This window comes from Nocardia asteroides, from assembly GCF_021183625.1.
Taxonomy (GTDB): Bacteria; Actinomycetota; Actinomycetes; order Mycobacteriales; family Mycobacteriaceae; genus Nocardia; species Nocardia asteroides_A.
In genome coordinates, this window is record NZ_CP089214.1 from 1,492,411 (window position 1) to 1,510,432 (window position 18,022).

At 74.5% G+C, this 18,022-nt stretch carries 12 protein-coding genes and 1 pseudogene; 5 read left to right on the forward strand and 8 right to left on the reverse strand.

The window, feature by feature from the left end:
- Positions 1-3: 3 nt before the first annotated feature.
- A pseudogene (locus LTT61_RS07320) lies at positions 4-1,557 on the reverse strand (succinic semialdehyde dehydrogenase); the annotation flags it as partial.
- A 133-nt stretch (positions 1,558-1,690) separates the two neighbouring features.
- On the opposite strand from LTT61_RS07320, the gene LTT61_RS07325 reads away from it, so the two are divergent.
- The gene (locus LTT61_RS07325; protein ID WP_233019172.1) at positions 1,691-2,383 is read left to right on the forward strand and encodes a TetR/AcrR family transcriptional regulator; all 693 of its coding nucleotides are present in this window, start codon (positions 1,691-1,693) and stop codon (positions 2,381-2,383) included.
- Here the strand turns inward: LTT61_RS07325 and recD are convergent.
- Genes recD through recC form a run of 3 tightly spaced genes read right to left on the reverse strand, consistent with a single transcriptional unit; the run spans position 2,380 to position 10,969 of the window.
- The gene (gene recD, locus LTT61_RS07330) at positions 2,380-4,284 is read right to left on the reverse strand and encodes an exodeoxyribonuclease V subunit alpha (RefSeq protein WP_233019173.1); all 1,905 of its coding nucleotides are present in this window, start codon (positions 4,282-4,284) and stop codon (positions 2,380-2,382) included. The two genes, LTT61_RS07325 and recD, sit on opposite strands and share 4 nt — an antisense overlap.
- A complete protein-coding gene (locus LTT61_RS07335) occupies positions 4,281-7,622 on the reverse strand; it encodes a UvrD-helicase domain-containing protein (protein WP_233019174.1) in 3,342 nt (1,113 codons plus the stop codon). Before LTT61_RS07335 ends, recD begins: the two co-directional genes overlap by 4 nt.
- Positions 7,619-10,969: an exodeoxyribonuclease V subunit gamma gene (gene recC / locus LTT61_RS07340; protein WP_233019175.1), complete on the reverse strand. Its 3,351-nt coding sequence runs from the start codon at positions 10,967-10,969 to the stop codon at positions 7,619-7,621. Before recC ends, LTT61_RS07335 begins: the two co-directional genes overlap by 4 nt.
- A gap of 248 nt (positions 10,970-11,217) precedes the next feature.
- Between recC and LTT61_RS07345 the strand changes: the two genes are divergently transcribed.
- From LTT61_RS07345 to LTT61_RS07360, 4 genes are all read left to right on the forward strand, one after another.
- On the forward strand, positions 11,218-11,424 hold the full coding sequence (locus tag LTT61_RS07345) for a hypothetical protein (protein ID WP_233019176.1): 207 nt from the start codon (positions 11,218-11,220) through the stop codon (positions 11,422-11,424).
- A gap of 131 nt (positions 11,425-11,555) precedes the next feature.
- The gene (locus tag LTT61_RS07350; protein ID WP_233019177.1) at positions 11,556-12,407 is read left to right on the forward strand and encodes a tat pathway signal sequence; all 852 of its coding nucleotides are present in this window, start codon (positions 11,556-11,558) and stop codon (positions 12,405-12,407) included.
- Positions 12,408-12,573: 166 nt separating this feature from the next.
- On the forward strand, positions 12,574-14,106 hold the full coding sequence (locus tag LTT61_RS07355; RefSeq protein ID WP_233019178.1) for an NAD(P)/FAD-dependent oxidoreductase: 1,533 nt from the start codon (positions 12,574-12,576) through the stop codon (positions 14,104-14,106).
- Between the two features lie 142 nt (positions 14,107-14,248).
- Positions 14,249-15,028 (forward strand): hypothetical protein, encoded by a 780-nt coding sequence (locus tag LTT61_RS07360; RefSeq protein WP_233019179.1) that lies wholly within the window; start codon positions 14,249-14,251, stop codon positions 15,026-15,028.
- Positions 15,029-15,202: 174 nt separating this feature from the next.
- On the opposite strand, the gene LTT61_RS07365 is transcribed toward LTT61_RS07360, so the two are convergent.
- From LTT61_RS07365 to LTT61_RS07380, 4 genes are read right to left on the reverse strand one after another with little or no spacing between them, the layout of a single operon-like run.
- A complete protein-coding gene (locus tag LTT61_RS07365; protein WP_420094747.1) occupies positions 15,203-15,901 on the reverse strand; it encodes an urease accessory protein UreD in 699 nt (232 codons plus the stop codon).
- A 1-nt stretch (position 15,902) separates the two neighbouring features.
- Positions 15,903-16,613, reverse strand: coding sequence for an urease accessory protein UreG (ureG, locus tag LTT61_RS07370; protein WP_233019181.1), 711 nt, complete (start codon positions 16,611-16,613; stop codon positions 15,903-15,905).
- Between the two features lie 12 nt (positions 16,614-16,625).
- Positions 16,626-17,255: an urease accessory protein UreF gene (locus LTT61_RS07375; protein WP_233019182.1), complete on the reverse strand. Its 630-nt coding sequence runs from the start codon at positions 17,253-17,255 to the stop codon at positions 16,626-16,628.
- Between the two features lie 58 nt (positions 17,256-17,313).
- Positions 17,314-17,862 carry a hypothetical protein gene (locus tag LTT61_RS07380; RefSeq protein ID WP_233019183.1) on the reverse strand — a complete coding sequence of 183 codons (549 nt, stop codon included), beginning with the start codon at positions 17,860-17,862 and terminating at the stop codon, positions 17,314-17,316.
- Between the last annotated feature and the right edge of the window lie 160 nt (positions 17,863-18,022).

The window sequence follows — 18,022 nt, forward strand, 5'->3', positions numbered from 1 at the left end:
TCCTCACTTCTGTCGCAGGGTCTTCATGACGCCGAAGTAGAGCGTCATGGTCTTGGCCCACAGCTCCTCGGACATGCCGGGCAGCGGGGCGATCGGCAGCACCCGCTGCTGCGCGATGGTCTGGGTGTCGAGGTACTTGAGCAGCCCCTCGGGGCCGTGCCTGCGGCCGGTGCCGGAGATGCCGAGCCCGCCGGAGGGGGCGTCCGAGCTGCCCCAGGCGGCGATGAAGCCCTCGTTGACGTTCACCGAGCCGGCGTTGATCCGGGCCGCGACGGCCCGGCCGCGGGCCGCGTCCCTGGTCCAGACGCTGGCGTTCAGGCCGTAGGCGGTGTCGTTGGCGGCGGCCACCGCGGCGTCGTCGTCGGCCACCCGGTAGACCGAGACCACCGGGCCGAAGGTCTCCTCGCGGTAGACCGTCATCTCCTCGGTGACGTCGGCGAGCACCGTCGGCTCGTAGAAGTACGGGCCCAGGTCGGGCCGGTGCTTGCCGCCGGCGAGCACGGTCGCGCCCTTGGCGACGGCGTCGTCCACGTGCTGCTGCACGGTGTCGAGCTGGCGCTGGAAGGTGAGCGAGCCCATCCCGGCGCTGTAGTCCAGCGCGCCGCCGAGCTCGATGTTCTTCGTGTGCGCGGTGAACTCCGCGACGAAGCGGTCGTACACGCTGTCGTGCACGTAGATCCGCTCCATGGACTCGCAGAGCTGGCCCGCCGAGGCGAAGCAGGCGCGGATCGCGATCTTCGCGGCCCGCGGCACGTCGGCATCGGCGAGCACCAGCAGCGGGTTCTTGCCGCCGAGCTCCAGCGAGTAGCCGATCAGCCGCTCGCCCGCCTGCTGCGCGATGGTGCGGCCGGTGGCGCTGGAGCCGGTGTAGTCGACGTAGTCGGCGCGGGCGATCACCTCGCCGCCGATGTCGCGGCCGCGGCCGAGCACGGCCTGCCAGAGCCCGCGCGGCAGCCCGGCGCGCTCGGCGGCGTCGATGGCCCAGAGCGCGGTGAGCGCGGTCTGGTTGTCCGGCCGCGCGACCACGGCATTGCCCGCGACCAGGGCGGGCAGCGCGTCGGAGACGGCGAGCGCGAGCGGGTAGTTCCACGGCGAGATGACCGCGACGACGCCCTTCGGCCGCTGCCTGACATCGACCCGGGTGAGCACGGGGAGCACGCCGCGCGGACGCCGGGTGGAGAGCAGCTTGCTCGCCACCGATGCGTAGTACCTGGCGTTCACCGCGACATCGCCGACCTCGTCGAAGGCGTGCGCGCGGGCCTTGCCGGTCTCGGTCTGCACGATGTCGAGGATGGTCTCCTGCTCGCCGAGCACGATGTCGTGCAGCCTGCGCAGCACGGCGACCCGCTCGCGCACCGGCCGCGCGGCCCACTGCGCCTGCGCGGCGCGGGCGGTGGTGAAGGCGCGCTCGATGTCGTCGGTGGAGGACTGCGGCAGGTCGGCGATCTTGGCACCGGTGGCGGGGGCGAACACCTCGACCGACGGCGCGCCGCCCGCGGTCGCCCGCTCCAGCAGCGGCTTGACCAGGTCGGCGGGGAGGGCGGCAGGCGTCATGGGCGGCTCTTCCGTGGTGCTCGGGGTGGTGGTCGATGGGCGCTCATTAAATGAACACTGCTGTTAGAGTAATGGCCGTGCGACCCCCGGTGTCAAGCCTCACGTCCCGTGCCACATGCGGCGATGGCGAGAAACTGTGACCGATCACAACACCGAGCGCCCGGCCCGCCGGGGTCGCCCCCCGCAGACGCCGGAGCAGGCAGACGAGGTGCGCGCCCGGATCGTGGCGGCCACCGCGGCGGTGTTCACCGGGACCGGTTCGCGCGGGCTCAGTGTCGCGCAGATCATCGACCGGGCCGGGCTGGCGCGCCCGACCTTCTACCGCTATTTCGCGAACGCCGCCGAGCCGCTGCACGCGCTGCTCACCGTCTCCAACCAGGAGCTGGTCGGCGGGATCCGCACCGCGCTCGGCTCCGCCACCGCGCCGCTGCACGGCGTCGAGCTCGGCATCCGGCTGATCGACGCCTACCTGGCCTGGGCGCGCGGCCACGGCACCATGCTGCGGCCGCTCTTCGCCGAGCTGCACGACCCCGGCTCGCCGGTCTCGGCCTACCGCGAGGAGGCGCTGGATGACATCCGCGGCATCATCCGGGAGACCTTCCGCGTGCTCGACCGCCCGGTGCCGACCCCGCTGGACCTGGATGCCGCGCTGCACCTCTGCGAGTACGTGGTCTACCGGGTCTCGGCGGCCAGCGCCCCCGGCTCCGAGCCGGAGCCCGCGGTGGTGGGCGAGGCGCGGCTGACCATGATCCGGGTGCTGCTCACCACGCTCGGCACCCGCGCCGACCTGGAGTATGCGCAGACCGTCCCCGGGCTGCTGCGCGACTAACCGGGCCGGGAGAGGCCGCTGGCGCGGAGCACGCGGCGGTCGATGCCCGCGCGGATGGCGGCCTCGGTGCCGATCACCCGGACGCGGCCGCGCGCCCTGGTGATCGCGGTGTAGAGCAGCTCCCTGGTGAGCAGGGTGGATTCGGGTTCGGGGAGGACCACCGAGACGGTGCCGTACTGGCTGCCCTGGCTGCGGTGGATGGTCATGGCGAAGACCGAGACGACGGCGGAGAAGCGGGTGGGGTGCACCAGGTACGGGGTGCTGCCGCGGTGCAGGGCGGCGCGCAGGGTGCCGTCCGGGAGGCGGACGATGACGCCGGTGTCGCCGTTGTAGATCCTGGCCTCGTGGTCGTTGGCGGTGACCAGCAGGGGTTGGCCGGGGTACCAGAGGTGCTGCTGCGGGTCGGCGGTGGCGCCGCCGGCCGCGGCCCACTCGGCGGCGAGGCGGTCCCAGCGCTCGACGCCGAACGGGCCCTGGCGGTGCGCGCAGAGGAGGCGGTGCGATTCCAGCGCGGCGAGCGCCTTCTCGGCGTCGCCGTCGATGGCGGCGGCGGTGACGGCGCGGGCGGCGGTGACCACGTCCGCGCGGACGGCGGCGATGTCGTCGGGGGCGCGCAGTTCGACGTCGTCGGCGCCGGAGGCGAGGAGCTCCAGCGCGGTGTCCGCGTCGCCCGCGCGCACGGCGACGGCGAGTGCGGCGATGGTGCCGCCGAAGCGGCGGCCCCGGGTCAGGCGGACGATGCCGCCGGCGAGGCGCGCACGTTCGCGCGGGGTCAGCGCCTCGGTGGCGGAGACGCCGCCGGTCGACCCGGCCTCCGCGGGCGGAGCGGCGCCGATGATCTCGGCGAGGACCGGGTTCCCGTCCCCGCGGATCGGGCCCGCGACGAGGTCGGCGAGGACGGCGCCCGCGTCGACGGAGGCGAGCTGGTCCGGGTCGCCGACCAGGACCAGGCGGGTGTCCGGGCGCAGCGCGGCGAGCAGGCTGCTCATCAGGGTGGAGGAGACCATGGAGGTCTCGTCCACCACGATCACGTCGTAGGGCAGCCGGTTGAACTCGTGGTGCTTGAAGCGGGTGGCGCGGCCGCGCTGCCAGCCGAGCAGCCGGTGCAGGGTGGCCGCGGTGAGCTCGGGCAGCCCGATCTCGGCGGCCTGCTCGCGCACCGCCTCCTGCAGCCGGGCCGCGGCCTTGCCGGTGGGCGCGGCCAGCGCGATCCGCAGCGCGGGCAGCTTGGGGCGGGCGGCCCGCTCGGCCGCCAGCAGGGCGAGGACGCGGGCGATGGTGTGCGTCTTGCCGGTGCCGGGCCCGCCCGCGACCACGGTGGTCCAGCGGGTGGCCGCGACCGCGGCGGCGAGCCGCTGCCGGTCGGTGGAGCCCGCGGTCGCGGCGCCGAAGAGCCGGTCGAGTTCCCCGCGTACCAGCGCGGGGTCGACCTCGGGGTGGCCTGCGGCGCGCTCGGTGAGCACGCGGCGGATGATCTGCTCCTGCTTGTGGTATCGGTCCAGGTAGAGCAGCGGGCCGCCCTCCGGGCCGCCCTCGAGCAGGTAGAGCGGGCGCAGCGGCCCGGCGGAGCCGCCGCGGACCAGCGGGCTGGTGCGCAGCGCGGCGACCAGCGCCGCCGGGTCGGGCCATGGCAGCGCGGCCGGGTCGAGCCCGGGGGCGGGCTCGCGGGTCTCGTCGGCGTCGACGCCGATCTCCGCGATCCGGTCCAGCTCCAGGCAGACCGAGCCGGAGCGCACCGCGCGCACCGCGAGCGCCGCGGCGAGCAGCACCTCCTCGCGGTCCTCCCGGCCGAGCCGGGCCAGCCGGGTGGCCACGTGCACGTCGGCCGAGGCGAGCACCCCGGCCTCGTTGAAGAGCCGGAGCAGCCCGGTGCCGCGCTGCGCGATCTGGATCGAGGTCACGCCGCCACCCCCGCCAGCAGGTCGGAGAGCTCGGTGACCAGCGCGGCGGGCGGCGCCCACTCGAAAACGCCCGCGCCGCCGGGGGTTTGCGGGCCGATCATGCCGCGCACGAACAGGTACCTGACCCCGCCGAGGTGCCGCTCCGGGTCGTACCCGGGCAGCCGCCAGCGCAGGAAGCGGTGCAGCGCGACGGCGTAGAGCACCGCCTGCAGCGGGTAGTGCGAGCGGATCATCTCGGCGGCCATCCGCTCCCCGGTGTAGTGCGCGACGGTGAGGTCGCCGAGCCCGAGCCGGTTGGTCTTGTAGTCGACCACGACGAAGCGCGGGCCGGGCAGCCGGAGCACCGCGTCGATGCTGCCGGTCAGGTAGCCACGCAGTGCGCCGCCGTCCAGCTGCGCCAGCTGCGCCGGGTACCCGGCGAGGACGTCGTCGGCGGGCAGGTGCTTCGCCAGCAGCGCGGCGATCCGGGGCAGCGAGGCGGCGGCCGCGGCCGGGCGCTCGCCACCGGCCAGCGGCAGCTCGAAGTCGAGCTCGTTCAGCCGGTCGGAGGCCGGGATCTCGGCCAGGGTGTGGCCGAGCCCGAGCGGGGTGTGCAGGACGGCGAGCAGCGCGTCGGCCAGTACCTCGGGGTCGGCGGCGGAGGCCGCGGCGTGCACGGCGGTCGCGCAGCGGGCGCGCACCTCGGCGGCGAGATCGGCGGCGTCGGTGTCGACCAGCTCGAGCACGCCGTGCACCAGGGTGCCGAACTCGGCGCCGTAGGGCAGCGAGTTCATCGGCGATGGCGCGGCGGCGGGGGCCGCGGCGGCGAAGGGGTCGTCCGGGTCGATGACCGGGGTTCCGGCGGGTTCGTCCGGGTGGGCGCGGTCGTCCTCCGGTTCGGTCTCGGCCGCGGCGGCCGCCTCGTGCGCGCCCGCGGTGAGCGCGGAGTACGAGGTGCGGCGCCACTGGTGGTCGAGGGTTCGGTCGAAGGGGGCGGCGGCGAGCGCGCCGGTGTGCGGCTCGACCCGGATGCGGCGCGGCTCGGCGGCGGCGGCGCCGTCCGGGGCGGAGACCGCGATGGCGCCGTCGGCGGGGGCCGCCCACGCGGTGAGCGCGGCCAGCGCGGCGGCGTCGGCGGGGACGGGGGCGCGGGCGGGCACCTCGGCGCCGCGGTCGGGGCGGCCGAGCGTCATCCGGTGCAGCGGGGCGGAGTCGGTGCCCCAGGCGGGGGCCCACCAGGCGACGACCTGGCACATGGCACGGGTCAGCGCGACGTAGAGCAGCCGCAGCTCCTCCCCCGACTCCTCCGCCTCGGCCCTGCGCTTGGCCTCGGCGGCGCCGGGGACGTCGGGGCCGCCGACATCGAGCACCCGGGTCCGGCCGTCGTGGTAGAGCTGGGTCGCCGGCTTCGGGTTGCGCGCGCTGTCCCAGGCGAAGGGCAGGTAGACGATCGGGAACTCCAGCCCCTTGCTGGCGTGCACGGTGGCGATCTGCACCGCGGCGGAGTCGCGGTCCAGCCTGCGGCTGCGGTCGGCGACGCTGCCGGAGGCGGGGTCGCGCACCCGGTCGCCGAGCCAGCGGGTGAGCGCGGTGAGGCCGAGCCCGTCGGTGAGCGCGACCTGGTCCAGCAGCTGGGCGAGGTGCCGCAGGTCGGTGAGCTCGCGCTCGCCGTTGCGCACCGCGAGCAGCCGGGGCGCGAGCTCGGTCGCGGCGGCGAGCCGCTCGAAGACCGCCGCGAAGCCGGCCCTGGCGAAGAGCCGCCCGGCCTCGCGCAGCAGCGTGCTGATCCGCCCGGTCAGCTCGGGGCCGCCGCGGTCGAGCTCGGCCGCGTCCACCCCGAGCAGCGGGGTGCAGGCGGCGAGGCGCACCCGGTCCGAGCGGTGTGGCTGCTCGAGGGCGCGTAGCACCCAGAGCCAGTGCGTGGCCGACGGGGTGCCGAAGACGCTGGTGCCGCCCGCCAGCACGGAGGCGACCCCGACCTGGTCCAGCGCGGCGCGCACCACCTCGATCTGCGACCGGGTGCGCACCAGCACCGCGATGTCGCCGGGGCCGAGGTCGCGCAGCACCCCGGTCCGGTCCCGGAGCCGGACCCCGGACTCCAGCAGCCCGACCACGTCGTCGGCGAGGTCGGCCGCTGCTCGCTCCCGCACCCGGCCGATCTGCGGAAACCCCGACGAGCCGAGCGGCCCGGCGCCGGTGCGCGGCAGGCAGCGCAGCCGCAGCGGCACGATCCGCTCGTCCGGGCCGGTGAGCCTGCTCCACTCCCTGGTCGGCTCGACCGCGGCGACGGTGATCGCCGGGTGCCCGAGCGCGGCGCCGCCGTGCAGGTGCGCCAGCGCGCGCAGCAGCCCGGCGTCGCTGCGCCGGTTCTGCGTCAGCTCGTGCCTGGCGTCGGCGACCGCGACGGCGTCCAGGTAGCTGAGCACCTCGGCGCCGCGGAAGGCGTAGATGGCCTGCTTGGGGTCGCCGACCAGCACCAGCGTCGATGCGCCGTGGAAGGCGAGCCGGAGGATCTCCCACTGCAGCGGGTCGGTGTCCTGGAACTCGTCCACCAGCGCCACCGGGAAGCGCTCGCGAACCCTGGCCCGCGCGGCCGGGCCGTGCAGCGGGTCGGCCAGCACCTCGTGCAGCACCACGAGCAGGTCGTCGAAGTCGCGCAGCCCGAGCAGCCGCTTGCGGCGCTCGGTCTCGGCGCGCACGGCGGTGGCGAAGGCGACCCGCTCGCCCGCCTCGCCGTCGCCCTCCGGGGCGAGCGCGGCGTGCCGGTCGTGCACCGCGGCCAGGGCCAGCGCGCGGGCGGCCTTCAGCGGGAAGGGCGGCGCGGTGCGGGCGTAGCGGGCGAGGTAGAGGTCGTCGGCGACGGTCTGCACCACCTCGTCCACGTTCTCCACCAGCCTGCTGCCCGGGTCGTCGTCTCCGGCCAGGCCGAGTTCGTCCAGCATGCGCTGGCAGAAGCTGTGCGTGGTGGCGATGGTGCCGGCGTCGAACTCGGCGAGCGCGGCCAGCAGCCGCTGCCTGCGCAGCGCGGGCTCGGCGGCGGCGAGCGCGCGCACCAGCTCGTCGTCGTGCGCGGCCGCCCGCTCCGGCTCGGCGAGTGCGGCGGCGACCGCGACGAACCGGTCGCGGGTGCGTTCGCGCAGCTCCTGGGTCGCGGCCCGGCTGAAGGTGACCAGCAGCAGGTCGGCGATATCGATCCCGGCCTCGGCGACGTAGCGCACCGCGAGCCCGACGATGGCGTGCGTCTTCCCGGTGCCCGCGCTGGCCTCCAGCACCGTGGTTCCGGTCGGCAGGGGCCCGGCGGGGTCGAAGGCGTCGGCTACCGGCTCGGCCGTTGTGGTCCCGGTCGCGGCCCGGCTCACGGCCTGCCCTGCTGCTCGGCGCGGAGCAGCGGCTCCCAGAGCCGCCTGGCCAGGGCGCCGAACCGGGTCGGCTCGCCCGCGCCGCCGCCCTGCGGGGCGGGCGCGGCGAGCAGCGACGCCAGCGTAACCCGCTCGCCCCAGACGTAGCGCAGGTGCCGATCCCGGTTGTCGCCGTAGTCGCCGTCGAACTCCTGCAGGGCGGCGTATTCGGCGTCCTCCCTGCGGTTTCCGAGCATCCGGCTCTGCGCGTAGGCGGCGGTGGCGGTCGGCGCGATCGGGAGCGGCTCGCTGAGCCCGGCATCGCGCATGGCGACAAGGGTGCGCAGGACGCCGAGCGCGGCCGGCGGCTCAGGGGCGGTCAGCTCGCTGCGCCAGGCGGGGGTGCGGAACCGCCCGCGCCCGATGGTGAGCGCCTGCCAGGAGCGGTCCTCGGTGCAGCTCAGCGCGAGCAGCGGCACCCAGGCCGCGATCCGGTGCTTGGCCGCGACCCGGGAGAAGGTGGTGCGCACCAGCCGGTCGCCGTGCACCTCGGGCACGGTGCCGGTGAGCCTGCGGCCGTTGCCGAGGTCGAGCGCGATGTCCACCGCGCGGGCGGGGATCTCGTAGTGCGGCTGCGCGGTGCGCACCAGGGTCTCGACGGTGCGCTCCACCTCGTCCAGCACGGCGGCGCCGAAGGCGAAGGGCGGCAGGCCGCCGCGGCGCCACTCCGCGGCCCGGAGGGTCTCCGGGTCGGCGCCGGTGAGCCGGGCGGCGAGCAGCCGCTCGCCCAGATCCCACTTGGCCAGGCCGTCCAGCTCAACCGGGAGCCGGTCGTCGATCTCCTCCTCGTGGTCGGGCACGCGCAGCCCGAGCCGCTGGCCGAGGAAGGCGCGCACCGGGTGCTCGACGAAGGCGATCAGCTCGGCCAGCTCGACGTCGCCCGGCTCCGGCGGGGGCAGCGGGTCGGCCAGGAAGGCGGGGCGCGGGCGCGGGGGTCGCGCGGCGGCCTCGGCGCCGGCCAGCGCGACGGGGTCGAAGCCGAAGGGATGCTCCGGCGCGAAGTTCCTCCGGTCGAAGCTCTGCAGCGGGTGCCGGACGACGACCCGGTCCGCGCCTGCGCCGGTGTGCGCGCGCAGGGCGTCGAGCAGCTCGGCCACCGGCACCGCGGGCGGGCGGTGCGCGCCGGTCACCGGGTCGGCGCCGGTGTAGCAGACCAGTAGCCGCTCCTGCGCGGCGAGCACCGCGTCCAGCAGCAGCTGGCGGTCCTCGCCGCGCGGCTCGCGCTCGCCGACCTGCGGGTCGCGGGCCAGCACGTCGTCGCCGTCGACGCCGCCCGCGCGCGGGAAGACCTCGTCGTCGAGGCCGAGCAGCACCACCACCCGGTGCGGCACCGAGCGCATCGGCACCAGGGTGCAGACGGTGAGCTCGCCGGTGCGGAAGTTGGCCCTGGTCGGCGCGGTGCCGAGCCGGCCGGCGAGCACGGTGGCGACGTCGGCGAGGCGCAGCACCACCTCGCCCGCGTGCTCGGTGGCGGCGGCGAGCTCGGTCCGCGCCTCGGTGCGCTGCCAGGCCAGCTGCTCGGGGACGTCGCAGAGCAGGTCGAGCGCGCGGATCAGCACCGCGCTCCACTCCGGGGCCGGGCGCGGGCCGCGCAGGTCGCGCAGGCAGACCGCGAGCCGGTCGACGAACTCGGCGAAGCGCCCGGCCAGGTCGACGTCGTTGCTGTCCACGTCGTCCAGCGGGAGCGCGAGGTCGAGCCAGTCGCCGTCGGTCTCGGCCGCGGTGACGCCGAGCAGGATCCGGTCGACCGCGCTGTTCAGCGTGTTCTGCGCGAAATCGGCGAGGCCGAAGGCCTGGCGCTGGCGCAGGCCGATGCCCCAGCGGGCGCCGGAATCGGCGGCCCAGCCGCGCAGCCGCTCCAGTTCGTCGTCGTCGAAACCGCAGCGGCGGCGGACGGTCTCGGCCGCGGCCAGATCGAGCACCTGGGTCACCGTGACCCGGCCGTCGGCCAGCTCCAGCAGCGTCGCCACCACGGTGAGCAGCGGGTTGGTGACGGCGCGGCCGCGGTCGGCCAGCCGGACCCGGAGCCGGTGCCCGGGGTGCGCGTGCTCGTCCGCGGCGTCGGCGCTGCCCCGCGAGCCGAAGGCGGCGCGCACCAGCGGGGCGAAGGTCTCGACGTCCGGGCACATGACCAGGACGTCGCGCGGCTCCAGGGTTGGGTCGGCGGCGAAGAGGCCGAAGAGGGCGTCGCGGAGCACCTCGACCTGGCGGTCCCGGCCGTGGCAGAGGTGGATGCGGACGGTGCCGTCGTCCGCGAGGGACGGGTCGGGGGCCGGGGGCCAGGTGTCCTCGCGGACGGCGGCCTGAACGGCGGCCAGCAGGGTGTGCGGTGCTCCGGCCGAGGGCGCTCCGGGCCCGGACCGGCCGGTGCCCGGCGGGGCGGGCGGGTGGTACTCGTCGATGATCTCCGCGTCGCAACCGGCCAGCCGCTGCTGGAGTTCGCGGACGTCGCGGCCGAGGCCGGCGAGCAGGGGGTTGCGGACCGCGCGGACGCTGGTGTCGGCGCTGCGGAGCAGGGCGGGCGGGCGGGTGGCGATGCGGTCCCAGAGCGCGGGGCTCGGGTGGGTGAGCCACAGGTGCAGCTCGCGGTGGGCGGCGAGGGCGGCCAGGACCGCGCGCTGGTCGGCGGGGAGCCGGGTCGGGCCGAAGAGCGAGAGGCGATGCGGCAGTGCGGTGCTCGCCGGATCGGCGCGCAGCCGGGCGCAGACCTCGGCCAGCCGCTCGGCCGGGCCTGGCACCCCCGTGGCCGCGCGCAGCTCCCGCCACAGCGCGGGCTGCCAGCCCAGGTCGGCGGGGAGCGGGCGCCCGGCGCCGTCGGTGTCCGCGCCCGCCGCCCAGGCGAGGATCAGCTCCGGCCGCTGCGCCGCGTAGCTCTCGAAGAGCGCCGCCAGCCCGACCGCGGTGGCGTAGCGCCGCCCCGCCCGGTGCTCCGCGCCGAGATGCCTGGTCAGCACGGCTGCCCAGGGCGCACCGAGCACCCCGTCCAGCACCCGGAGCAGCGCCCAGACCACCCGGTCCCGCTCCCACGGATCGTCCGCGGCCGCGACACCGCTCGCCGCCGCCAGGCACTCCGCGACCAGCGCCGCGGGCGAGGGGAAGCGGATCGCGGCGGCGATCCCGTCCGCGGCGCCCGGCCCCGAGGTGCCGAGCACGCCGGAGAGCCGCTGGGTCAGCCAGCGCTCGATCCCCTTGGCGGGCACCGCCACCACCTCGGCGGTGAACGGGTCGGCGGGCGGGGTCGCCAGCTGCCGCGCCAGCGCGTCGGCCAGGGTGTCGGCGCGCTCGGCACGATGGATGTGCAGCGGCATGCCACCCCCTCGACGATCGTGCGTTTCCGCAACGGTTATACGCCCGGCGGTTGCCCATGGCCTCGGCGACCCGCTGGGATCCGCCGAGCCCGTCCGCGCTACGTGATCTGCACCACAACCCCGGCGCGTCGGGTGCGGTGTCGCGAGGCCGGGGTAGCCCCCTGTGCCACAGTGCTGCGTCGAGGGGGGAACGGCACCGTCCGGGGGGATGCACAGGGCTTGTATCTCGAAAGGCTGGTCTCGCGCTCATGGTTGCGCTGGTAACTCCCCTGCTTCCGAAGGGCGGCTTCACCGTTCGCCGCGTCGGCGAGCACTGGGAGTTGGTGAATTCACGGCACTTCGGGCGCGGCGTCGTGCTGCACGCGTGGCCGCGAAATCGGCACGGCGAGGCCTTCGAGCACTGCTACCGGCTGAACGGCCGGACGGTCGAGGAATTACGCGCCGCGTTCCGCTGAAACGCAGGGGCACAACGGATTACGGCCGGGTACCGGCCGGTAGCCGGATCGGGACGTGCATTCGCGTCGGCGATGTGCCATCGTGGGCAACCGTGCGTCATCAGTTGGCCGCCACCCGGTCTGTTCCCCGCGTGGCCGCATCCGTCTGTGCCCTCGCCGCGGCGGCGATCGTCGTCTCCAGCGGTACCGTTTCCCTGTCCGCCGCGCAGGCCGCGCCCGGCATCCCGATGCTGGAACAGGCGAATCTCGCCGGTTTCGACGCCGACCTGAGCAGCCGGATCGCCAAGGCCGACGCCTACCTGGCCGGCCGCCCCGGCAGCACCGGCTACGTGGTGCGCGACCGCGTGACCGGCGGCGTCTACGCCAACGAGCACGCCGAGAACTCGGTGTGGACCGCCTCCACCATCAAACTGGCCATCGCGGCCGACCTGCTGAACCGCGCCAGGGTCGGCGCCATCCAGCTGTCGCCGGAGGATCGCGGGCTGCTGGAGTCCATGCTCGCCACCTCCAACGACCACGCCACCGACGTGCTGTGGACCAAGTACGCCGGCATCGACCGGATGGCGTTCAACAACGCGTTCCGGGCGAACGGCATGAACACCCTGGTGCCGCAGCCCACCGAGACCGCGCTCTTCCCGGACTGGTCGTTCCAGAAGTGCACCGCCGCCGACCTGGACCGGCTGCTGGACAACATCTTCACCCAGATGCACCCGGACGACCGGGGCTACCTGTTCGACCGGATGCGCTCCGTCGACTCCAACCAGCACTGGGGCGTCTGGGGCGCGGGCGACCGGATGCGCCCCGGCCTGAAGAACGGCTGGTCCGCCGAGCAGGGCGGCTGGGTGGTCAACTCGGTCGGCTTCGCGGGCCCCGGCGAGCGCTACACCCTCGCGATCATGACCGCGATGGGCGACGAGGGCGGCTACACCGAGGGCGCCGCCACCGACACCGAGGTCGCGAAGATCCTCTTCTCCGGTCGCTGACCCCGGCCTTTCCCGGCGCACCTCCCGTGCCGCGGCACCCATCGGTGCCGCGGCACGCGCGTTCTCCCGGCACGCCGCGACTCGCCGTGACGCTCGCGCACCGGCCGACTACGGTAGGCGTGTCCGCAACACTGGGGTACGCCCCCGTCTGTCGAGGAGCACGACGATGAGCACTGAGCCCGTGGAGACGCATCGGCACCGGGTGGTGGTGATCGGTTCCGGGTTCGGCGGCCTGTTCGGCGCCAAGCACCTCAAGCGCGCCGACGTGGACGTCACCCTGATCTCGAAGACATCGACCCACCTCTTCCAGCCGCTGCTCTACCAGGTGGCGACCGGCATCCTCTCGGTCGGCGAGATCGCCCCCGCCACCCGGCTGGTGCTGCGCAAGCAGAAGAACGTGCAGGTGCTGCTCGGCGATGTCACCGACATCGACCTCGAGCACCGGACCGTCAGCTCGCGGCTGCTCAACCAGAACACCCGGACCTCGTTCGACAGCCTGATCGTCGCCACCGGGGCGCAGCAGTCCTACTTCGGCAACGACCGGTTCGCCACCTACGCCCCCGGCATGAAGACCATCGACGACGCGCTCGAGCTACGCGGCCGCATCCTCGGCGCCTTCGAGAGCGCCGAGCTGGCCACCACGCAGGAGCTGCGCGACCGGCTGCTCACCTTCGTCGTGGTCGGCGCGGGCCCGACCGGCGTCGAGCTGGCCGGGCAGATCGCCGAGCTGGCCGACCGCACGCTCGAGGGCACCTTCAAGAACATCGACCCGCGCGACGCCAGGGTCATCCTGCTGGAGGGCGCGGGCGCGGTGCTCGGCCCGATGGGCGAGAAGCTGGGCAACAAGGCCCGCCGCCGGCTGGAGAACATGGGCGTCGAGGTGCAGCTCAACGCCATGGTCACCGATATCGACGCCAACGGCGTCACGGTGAAGGACAAGGACGGCACGGTCCGCCGGATCGAATCGTCCTGCAAGGTCTGGTCCGCGGGCGTGCAGGCCAGCCCGCTCGGGAAGATGCTGGCCGAGCGCTCCGACGGCACCGAGACCGACCGGGCCGGGCGGGTCGTGGTCGAGCCGGACCTCACCATCAAGGGCCACCCGAACGTCTTCGTCGTCGGCGACCTGATGTCGGTGCCGGGGGTCCCCGGCCAGGCGCAGGGCGCGATCCAGGGCGCGACCTACGCCGCCAAGCAGATCAAGGCCGGGCTGAACGGGCAGCAGCCCGCCGAGCGCAAACCCTTCAAGTACCTGAACAAGGGCAGCATGGCCACCGTCTCGCGGTTCAGCGCGGTGTGCCAGGTGGGCAAGCTGGAGTTCGGCGGCTTCATCGCCTGGCTGGCCTGGCTCGCGCTGCATCTCTACTACCTGATCGGGTACCGGAGCCGGATCGTCACGGTGATCCAGTGGTTCGTCACCTTCTCCGGCCGCAGCCGCGGGCAGATGGCCGCGACCGAGCAGTGGGTGATGGCGCGGCTCGCGCTGGAGGCGGTGAACGCCGACGAGGAGGAGGCGGACGAACTCGCCGCCGCGCTCGGCGCCCCGCCCGGAGATCGGCAGGGCCACGTCGGCAGCCAGGTTCCGCTGGACGCGGCGCTCGCGGAGTCGACCACCACCGAGGACATCGCGGATGGCTCGGCCGTCGAACCGGCCGGTGGCGAGCGGCCGGGGAAGCAGGAGAGCAGCCACCCCGCCGTGTGACCCATCCGACAGCGCACCCAGATCCGAATGAGAACGTCGGGATTTGTCGTTCCAGCCGGATGAAAGGTGACGTATGGCCATCGTGGGGGCACAACCGGGGAGACACCGGGCGCCCAACGCACAGCGGCAGAAGATCGGATCGATGGTCGCGCTGGGCGCGTTGCCGCTGGTCGTGGCGCTCGTCGGCGCCGGAACCGCGAACGCCGACCCCGGCTCGCCCGACCCGGTGACCCAGCCCGAGCAGCGCACCGCGGCCGATCCGCTGGCCGCGCTGTTCGCCGGGCAGCCCGCGGAGATCGCGCTGCCGGAGCTCTCCGCTCCCCTGCGCGAGCTGACCGGTGGGGCCGCTCCGGTCGCCGTGCCTTTCGCGGTGCCGGTCGACGCGCCGCTCTACCGGGCGCTGCCTGACCAGGGCTACCTGGCGCCCGCCGGGGCACTGCACGCCCCGATCCCGGTCGAGGCGGTGGCGCCGATCGCGCCGCCGGAGGGCAAGATCCGGATCGGCGACATCATCATCGACACCCCCGGATTCCTCGCGCCGGACCAGGTGTTCGCGGTGAACGACGGGGCCGCGCAGGCCGAGGCGCAGCTCGCGACCTTCTACGATTCGATTGGCATGGAGCGCAGCCGGTCGGACAAGATGGCGGCGCAGACGCTCAGCTCGGCCGCGATCGGGGCGACCGTCGCCACCAACCTGTCGATGCCGATCACCTCGGCGTCGGTGATCGTCGGCGCCGGTGCCGGGCTGCTCGCCGGGGTGCCGTTCCTGCCGATCGGGCTGCTCATCGGCCCCATCCTCGGCGGGGCGATCGGCGGTGCCGTGATCGCGGTGCCCGCCGCCGCGCTCGGCGGGGCGATCGGTGCCGCCGTCGGTGCCGGGATCGGGTACGGAACGCCGGGGTTCGGAGCGCCGGTTCAGTAGTTCGCAGGAGCGGTGCGCTGAGGGTTTTCGGCGCACCGCGCGTCGCGGCGGTGGCCGGGTTCGTGCCGGTCGTCGCCGCATCGTGCGTTGTGGCGGCCGGGTGGTCGCGGCGGTGGCGGTGCGCCCCGAATCCGCGCGCTCGGCGACTCGCTGGAGCTGCGGGGCGGCGCGTGTTCAGGCGCGGGCCGCGACTGCGGTCCGCGATGTTTCCGTCCGGCCGGGCCGGACGATCCCGACCTCGGTGTAGAGACTGCCGCCCGCGGCGAGCGGGAGGCGGGCGGCGGTCAGACCGACGGTTTCGGCGGGGCGCTCGTCCGGGTAGAGCAGCACGCTCTCCAGCGTGCGCGCCGCACTCAGCGCGTCGTCGGTACCGCTCCCCGACCCCAGCTCCAGCCGATGCCGCAGCAACGGAACGGATTCCGCCCCGTCGATGTCGGCGATCACCTCGCCGGTCCAGTGCCCGTCGTCCTCCCCGGCCCGCCCGATCCGCACCCGCTCCCTGACCCGCACCGCGGCATCCGGCGCCAGCCGCAGCTCGGTCACCGTGCGGTGCCGCGCCCCGCCCGCGACGATCGTCGGCTCGGTGTCCAGGTCCAGCTCGGCCCCGGCCCCGACCGTGAGCCGCCAGCGCGCGGTCGAATCCGGCGTCCCGCGCGCGGGCAGCGCGATCATGGCCGCCACCGAGCGCACCCGCAGCCGCGCGCCGGGCAGCACCTCGATGCTCAGCTCCAGGTGGTCGCCGCCGAGCGGCACCGCGGCGGTGCCGATGAGGTGCACCGTCTCCGGCCCGGTCTGCCGCGCCGCGATCCCGCCCTCGGCCTCGATCCGCGGCGAGATCCCTGGCGCCGCGAGCACGCGCAGGACGGTACGCACCTCAGTGCGCCGCCGACCCGGCGACCGCGTCCCGCTCCCGCACCACGCCCAGCTGCTCGCGCACCCAGGCGAGCACCGGCGTCGCCGCCGGGTCCGCGGTGAGCGAGATCAGCGCCGTCGGCCGCCCCTCCCGCACCTTCGCCGCGTCGCGCTCCATCACCCCGAGGTCGGCCCCGACCAGCGGCGCCAGATCGGTCTTGTTCACGACCAGCAGATCCGAGAAGGTGACGCCCGGCCCGCCCTTGCGCGGCACCTTGTCCCCGCCCGCCACGTCCACCACGAAGATCTGCACGTCGATCAGCCCCGAGGAGAAGGTCGCCGTCAGATTGTCACCGCCGGACTCCACCAGGATCAGATCCAGCGGCGGATTCGCGGCCACCAGGTCGTCGATGGCGTCGAGGTTGGCGGTGATGTCGTCGCGGATCGCGGTGTGCGGGCAGCCGCCGGTCTGCACCGCGGTGATCCGCTCGTCCGGAAGCACCGCGTGCCTGCGCAGGAAGTCGGCGTCCTCGGTGGTGTAGATGTCGTTGGTCAGCACGGCCAGCGAGAGCTCGTCCCGCAGCTGCCTGCACAGCGCCGCGACCAGCGCCGTCTTCCCCGACCCCACCGGACCGCCGATCCCCACCCGCAGCGCCTCGCCCGGGACGCGCTCCCGCTTCGGGCGGTCATGGGTGTGGTCGTGCGGTTCACCGTCGATGAGGTGCGGGGGCATTCGGTCGTCCTTTCAGCTGGCGAACAGGGGCATTTCGCGGCGCGGATGGCGTTCCGCCAGCGCGTCCTGCAGCGGGTCCGAGAGTGCGGCGAGCCCTTTCGCCGCTTCCTCCGCGGTCGCGTCGCAGAGGTGCGTGAGGCGGAACGTGGTGGCCGCTATCGCTGCCGGATCCAGCGCCAGGAGCCGCTGAGCGGCCGTGGCCGCGCCGGTGAGCGTCGTATAGACGACGACATTCGCGATCTCCCGCGGGGTGGTCTCGTACTCACGGCCGACCAGGCCGAACACGGTCGACAGGTGCGGACGCGGGGCCAGCTCCGCCCAGGCCGGGCCGGGGCGGAGTTTGCTCGCCAGCCGGAGCAGGCCGCGTCCCTGAGCTCGGGAAGCGTCCCGCGCCGCGGGCGACGGCGTCCTGGCATCGGCCTCGAGTTCGGCCCGCGCCGGAGTGAGTGTTCCGGCGCAGACCGCGGCCGCGAGCGACGCGGTGACCAGGGCTGTGGTCCGGATGCGCCGAGCCAAGTACTGCTCGACCGTGCCCGCGTCGCGGAGCAGGCCGGAGCTGACGGCCTCCTCGACCCCGCCGGAGTGCACGTGCCCGCCGATCGGCAGCCGGGAGTCGGCCAGCGCGAGCAGGGTCGAGAGCATGTGCTGATCCTAGGGGCGCGGGGCCCGTCCTGCCTGCTGCGTCGCAGCACAATGCGCGTCACCACCATGACTCAGGCCCGCGAAAGGCCGCAGGCAGCTCGATCCGGAGTGCCCTGATCTCAGCGAGGAGATCGGCGTAGCCCTCCTGGATCCGTGCCAGGTGCAGCGCCGCATCGTGCAGGTGTTCGGCGCTGCCGCCGCGTCGCAACGTCGCGTGGGCATGCGCATAGGTGCGTGCGAGGTGACTGATCACTTCGCCCAGCGAGTGGGTGTGACGACGTGCGGCGACGGGGCGGGGAAGGTGGAGAATCGACCACTCGTCGATCCGACCGATCAAGCCCTGGATGTGTCGCCGGGTGACGGCGTTGTCGAAATCCTGCGGCCGGCGCGTTTCCGATACCGATGCCGTGAGCAGGGTGGCGTGCAGATCGGACAGTTCCCGTGACCATTCGATCAGTGGGGAGCCGCCGTCCAAGTGGCCCGCGAAGGCCAGGAACAGTTGCCGTGCCTCCAGCAGTCCCTCGGCAGCACGCTCAGTGTCCTGTCTCTGTGCTTCGCTGTGATTGTGGCGGCCGAGCGGCGGCGGCTCGGCTACGTTCGCCTGCATGGCTGGCTCCTCGTCTGGAGATCGGGTGACCACCCGGTGAATCGGCTCCGGTGCGGTCCTTCCACCCTGGCCGTGCTCCGTCGAGGATCGAAGCCACGTGAGTACCACGGAACATCTACGCTCGTCGCAGAGACGAACATCGAACACGGGGGCGGCTCCG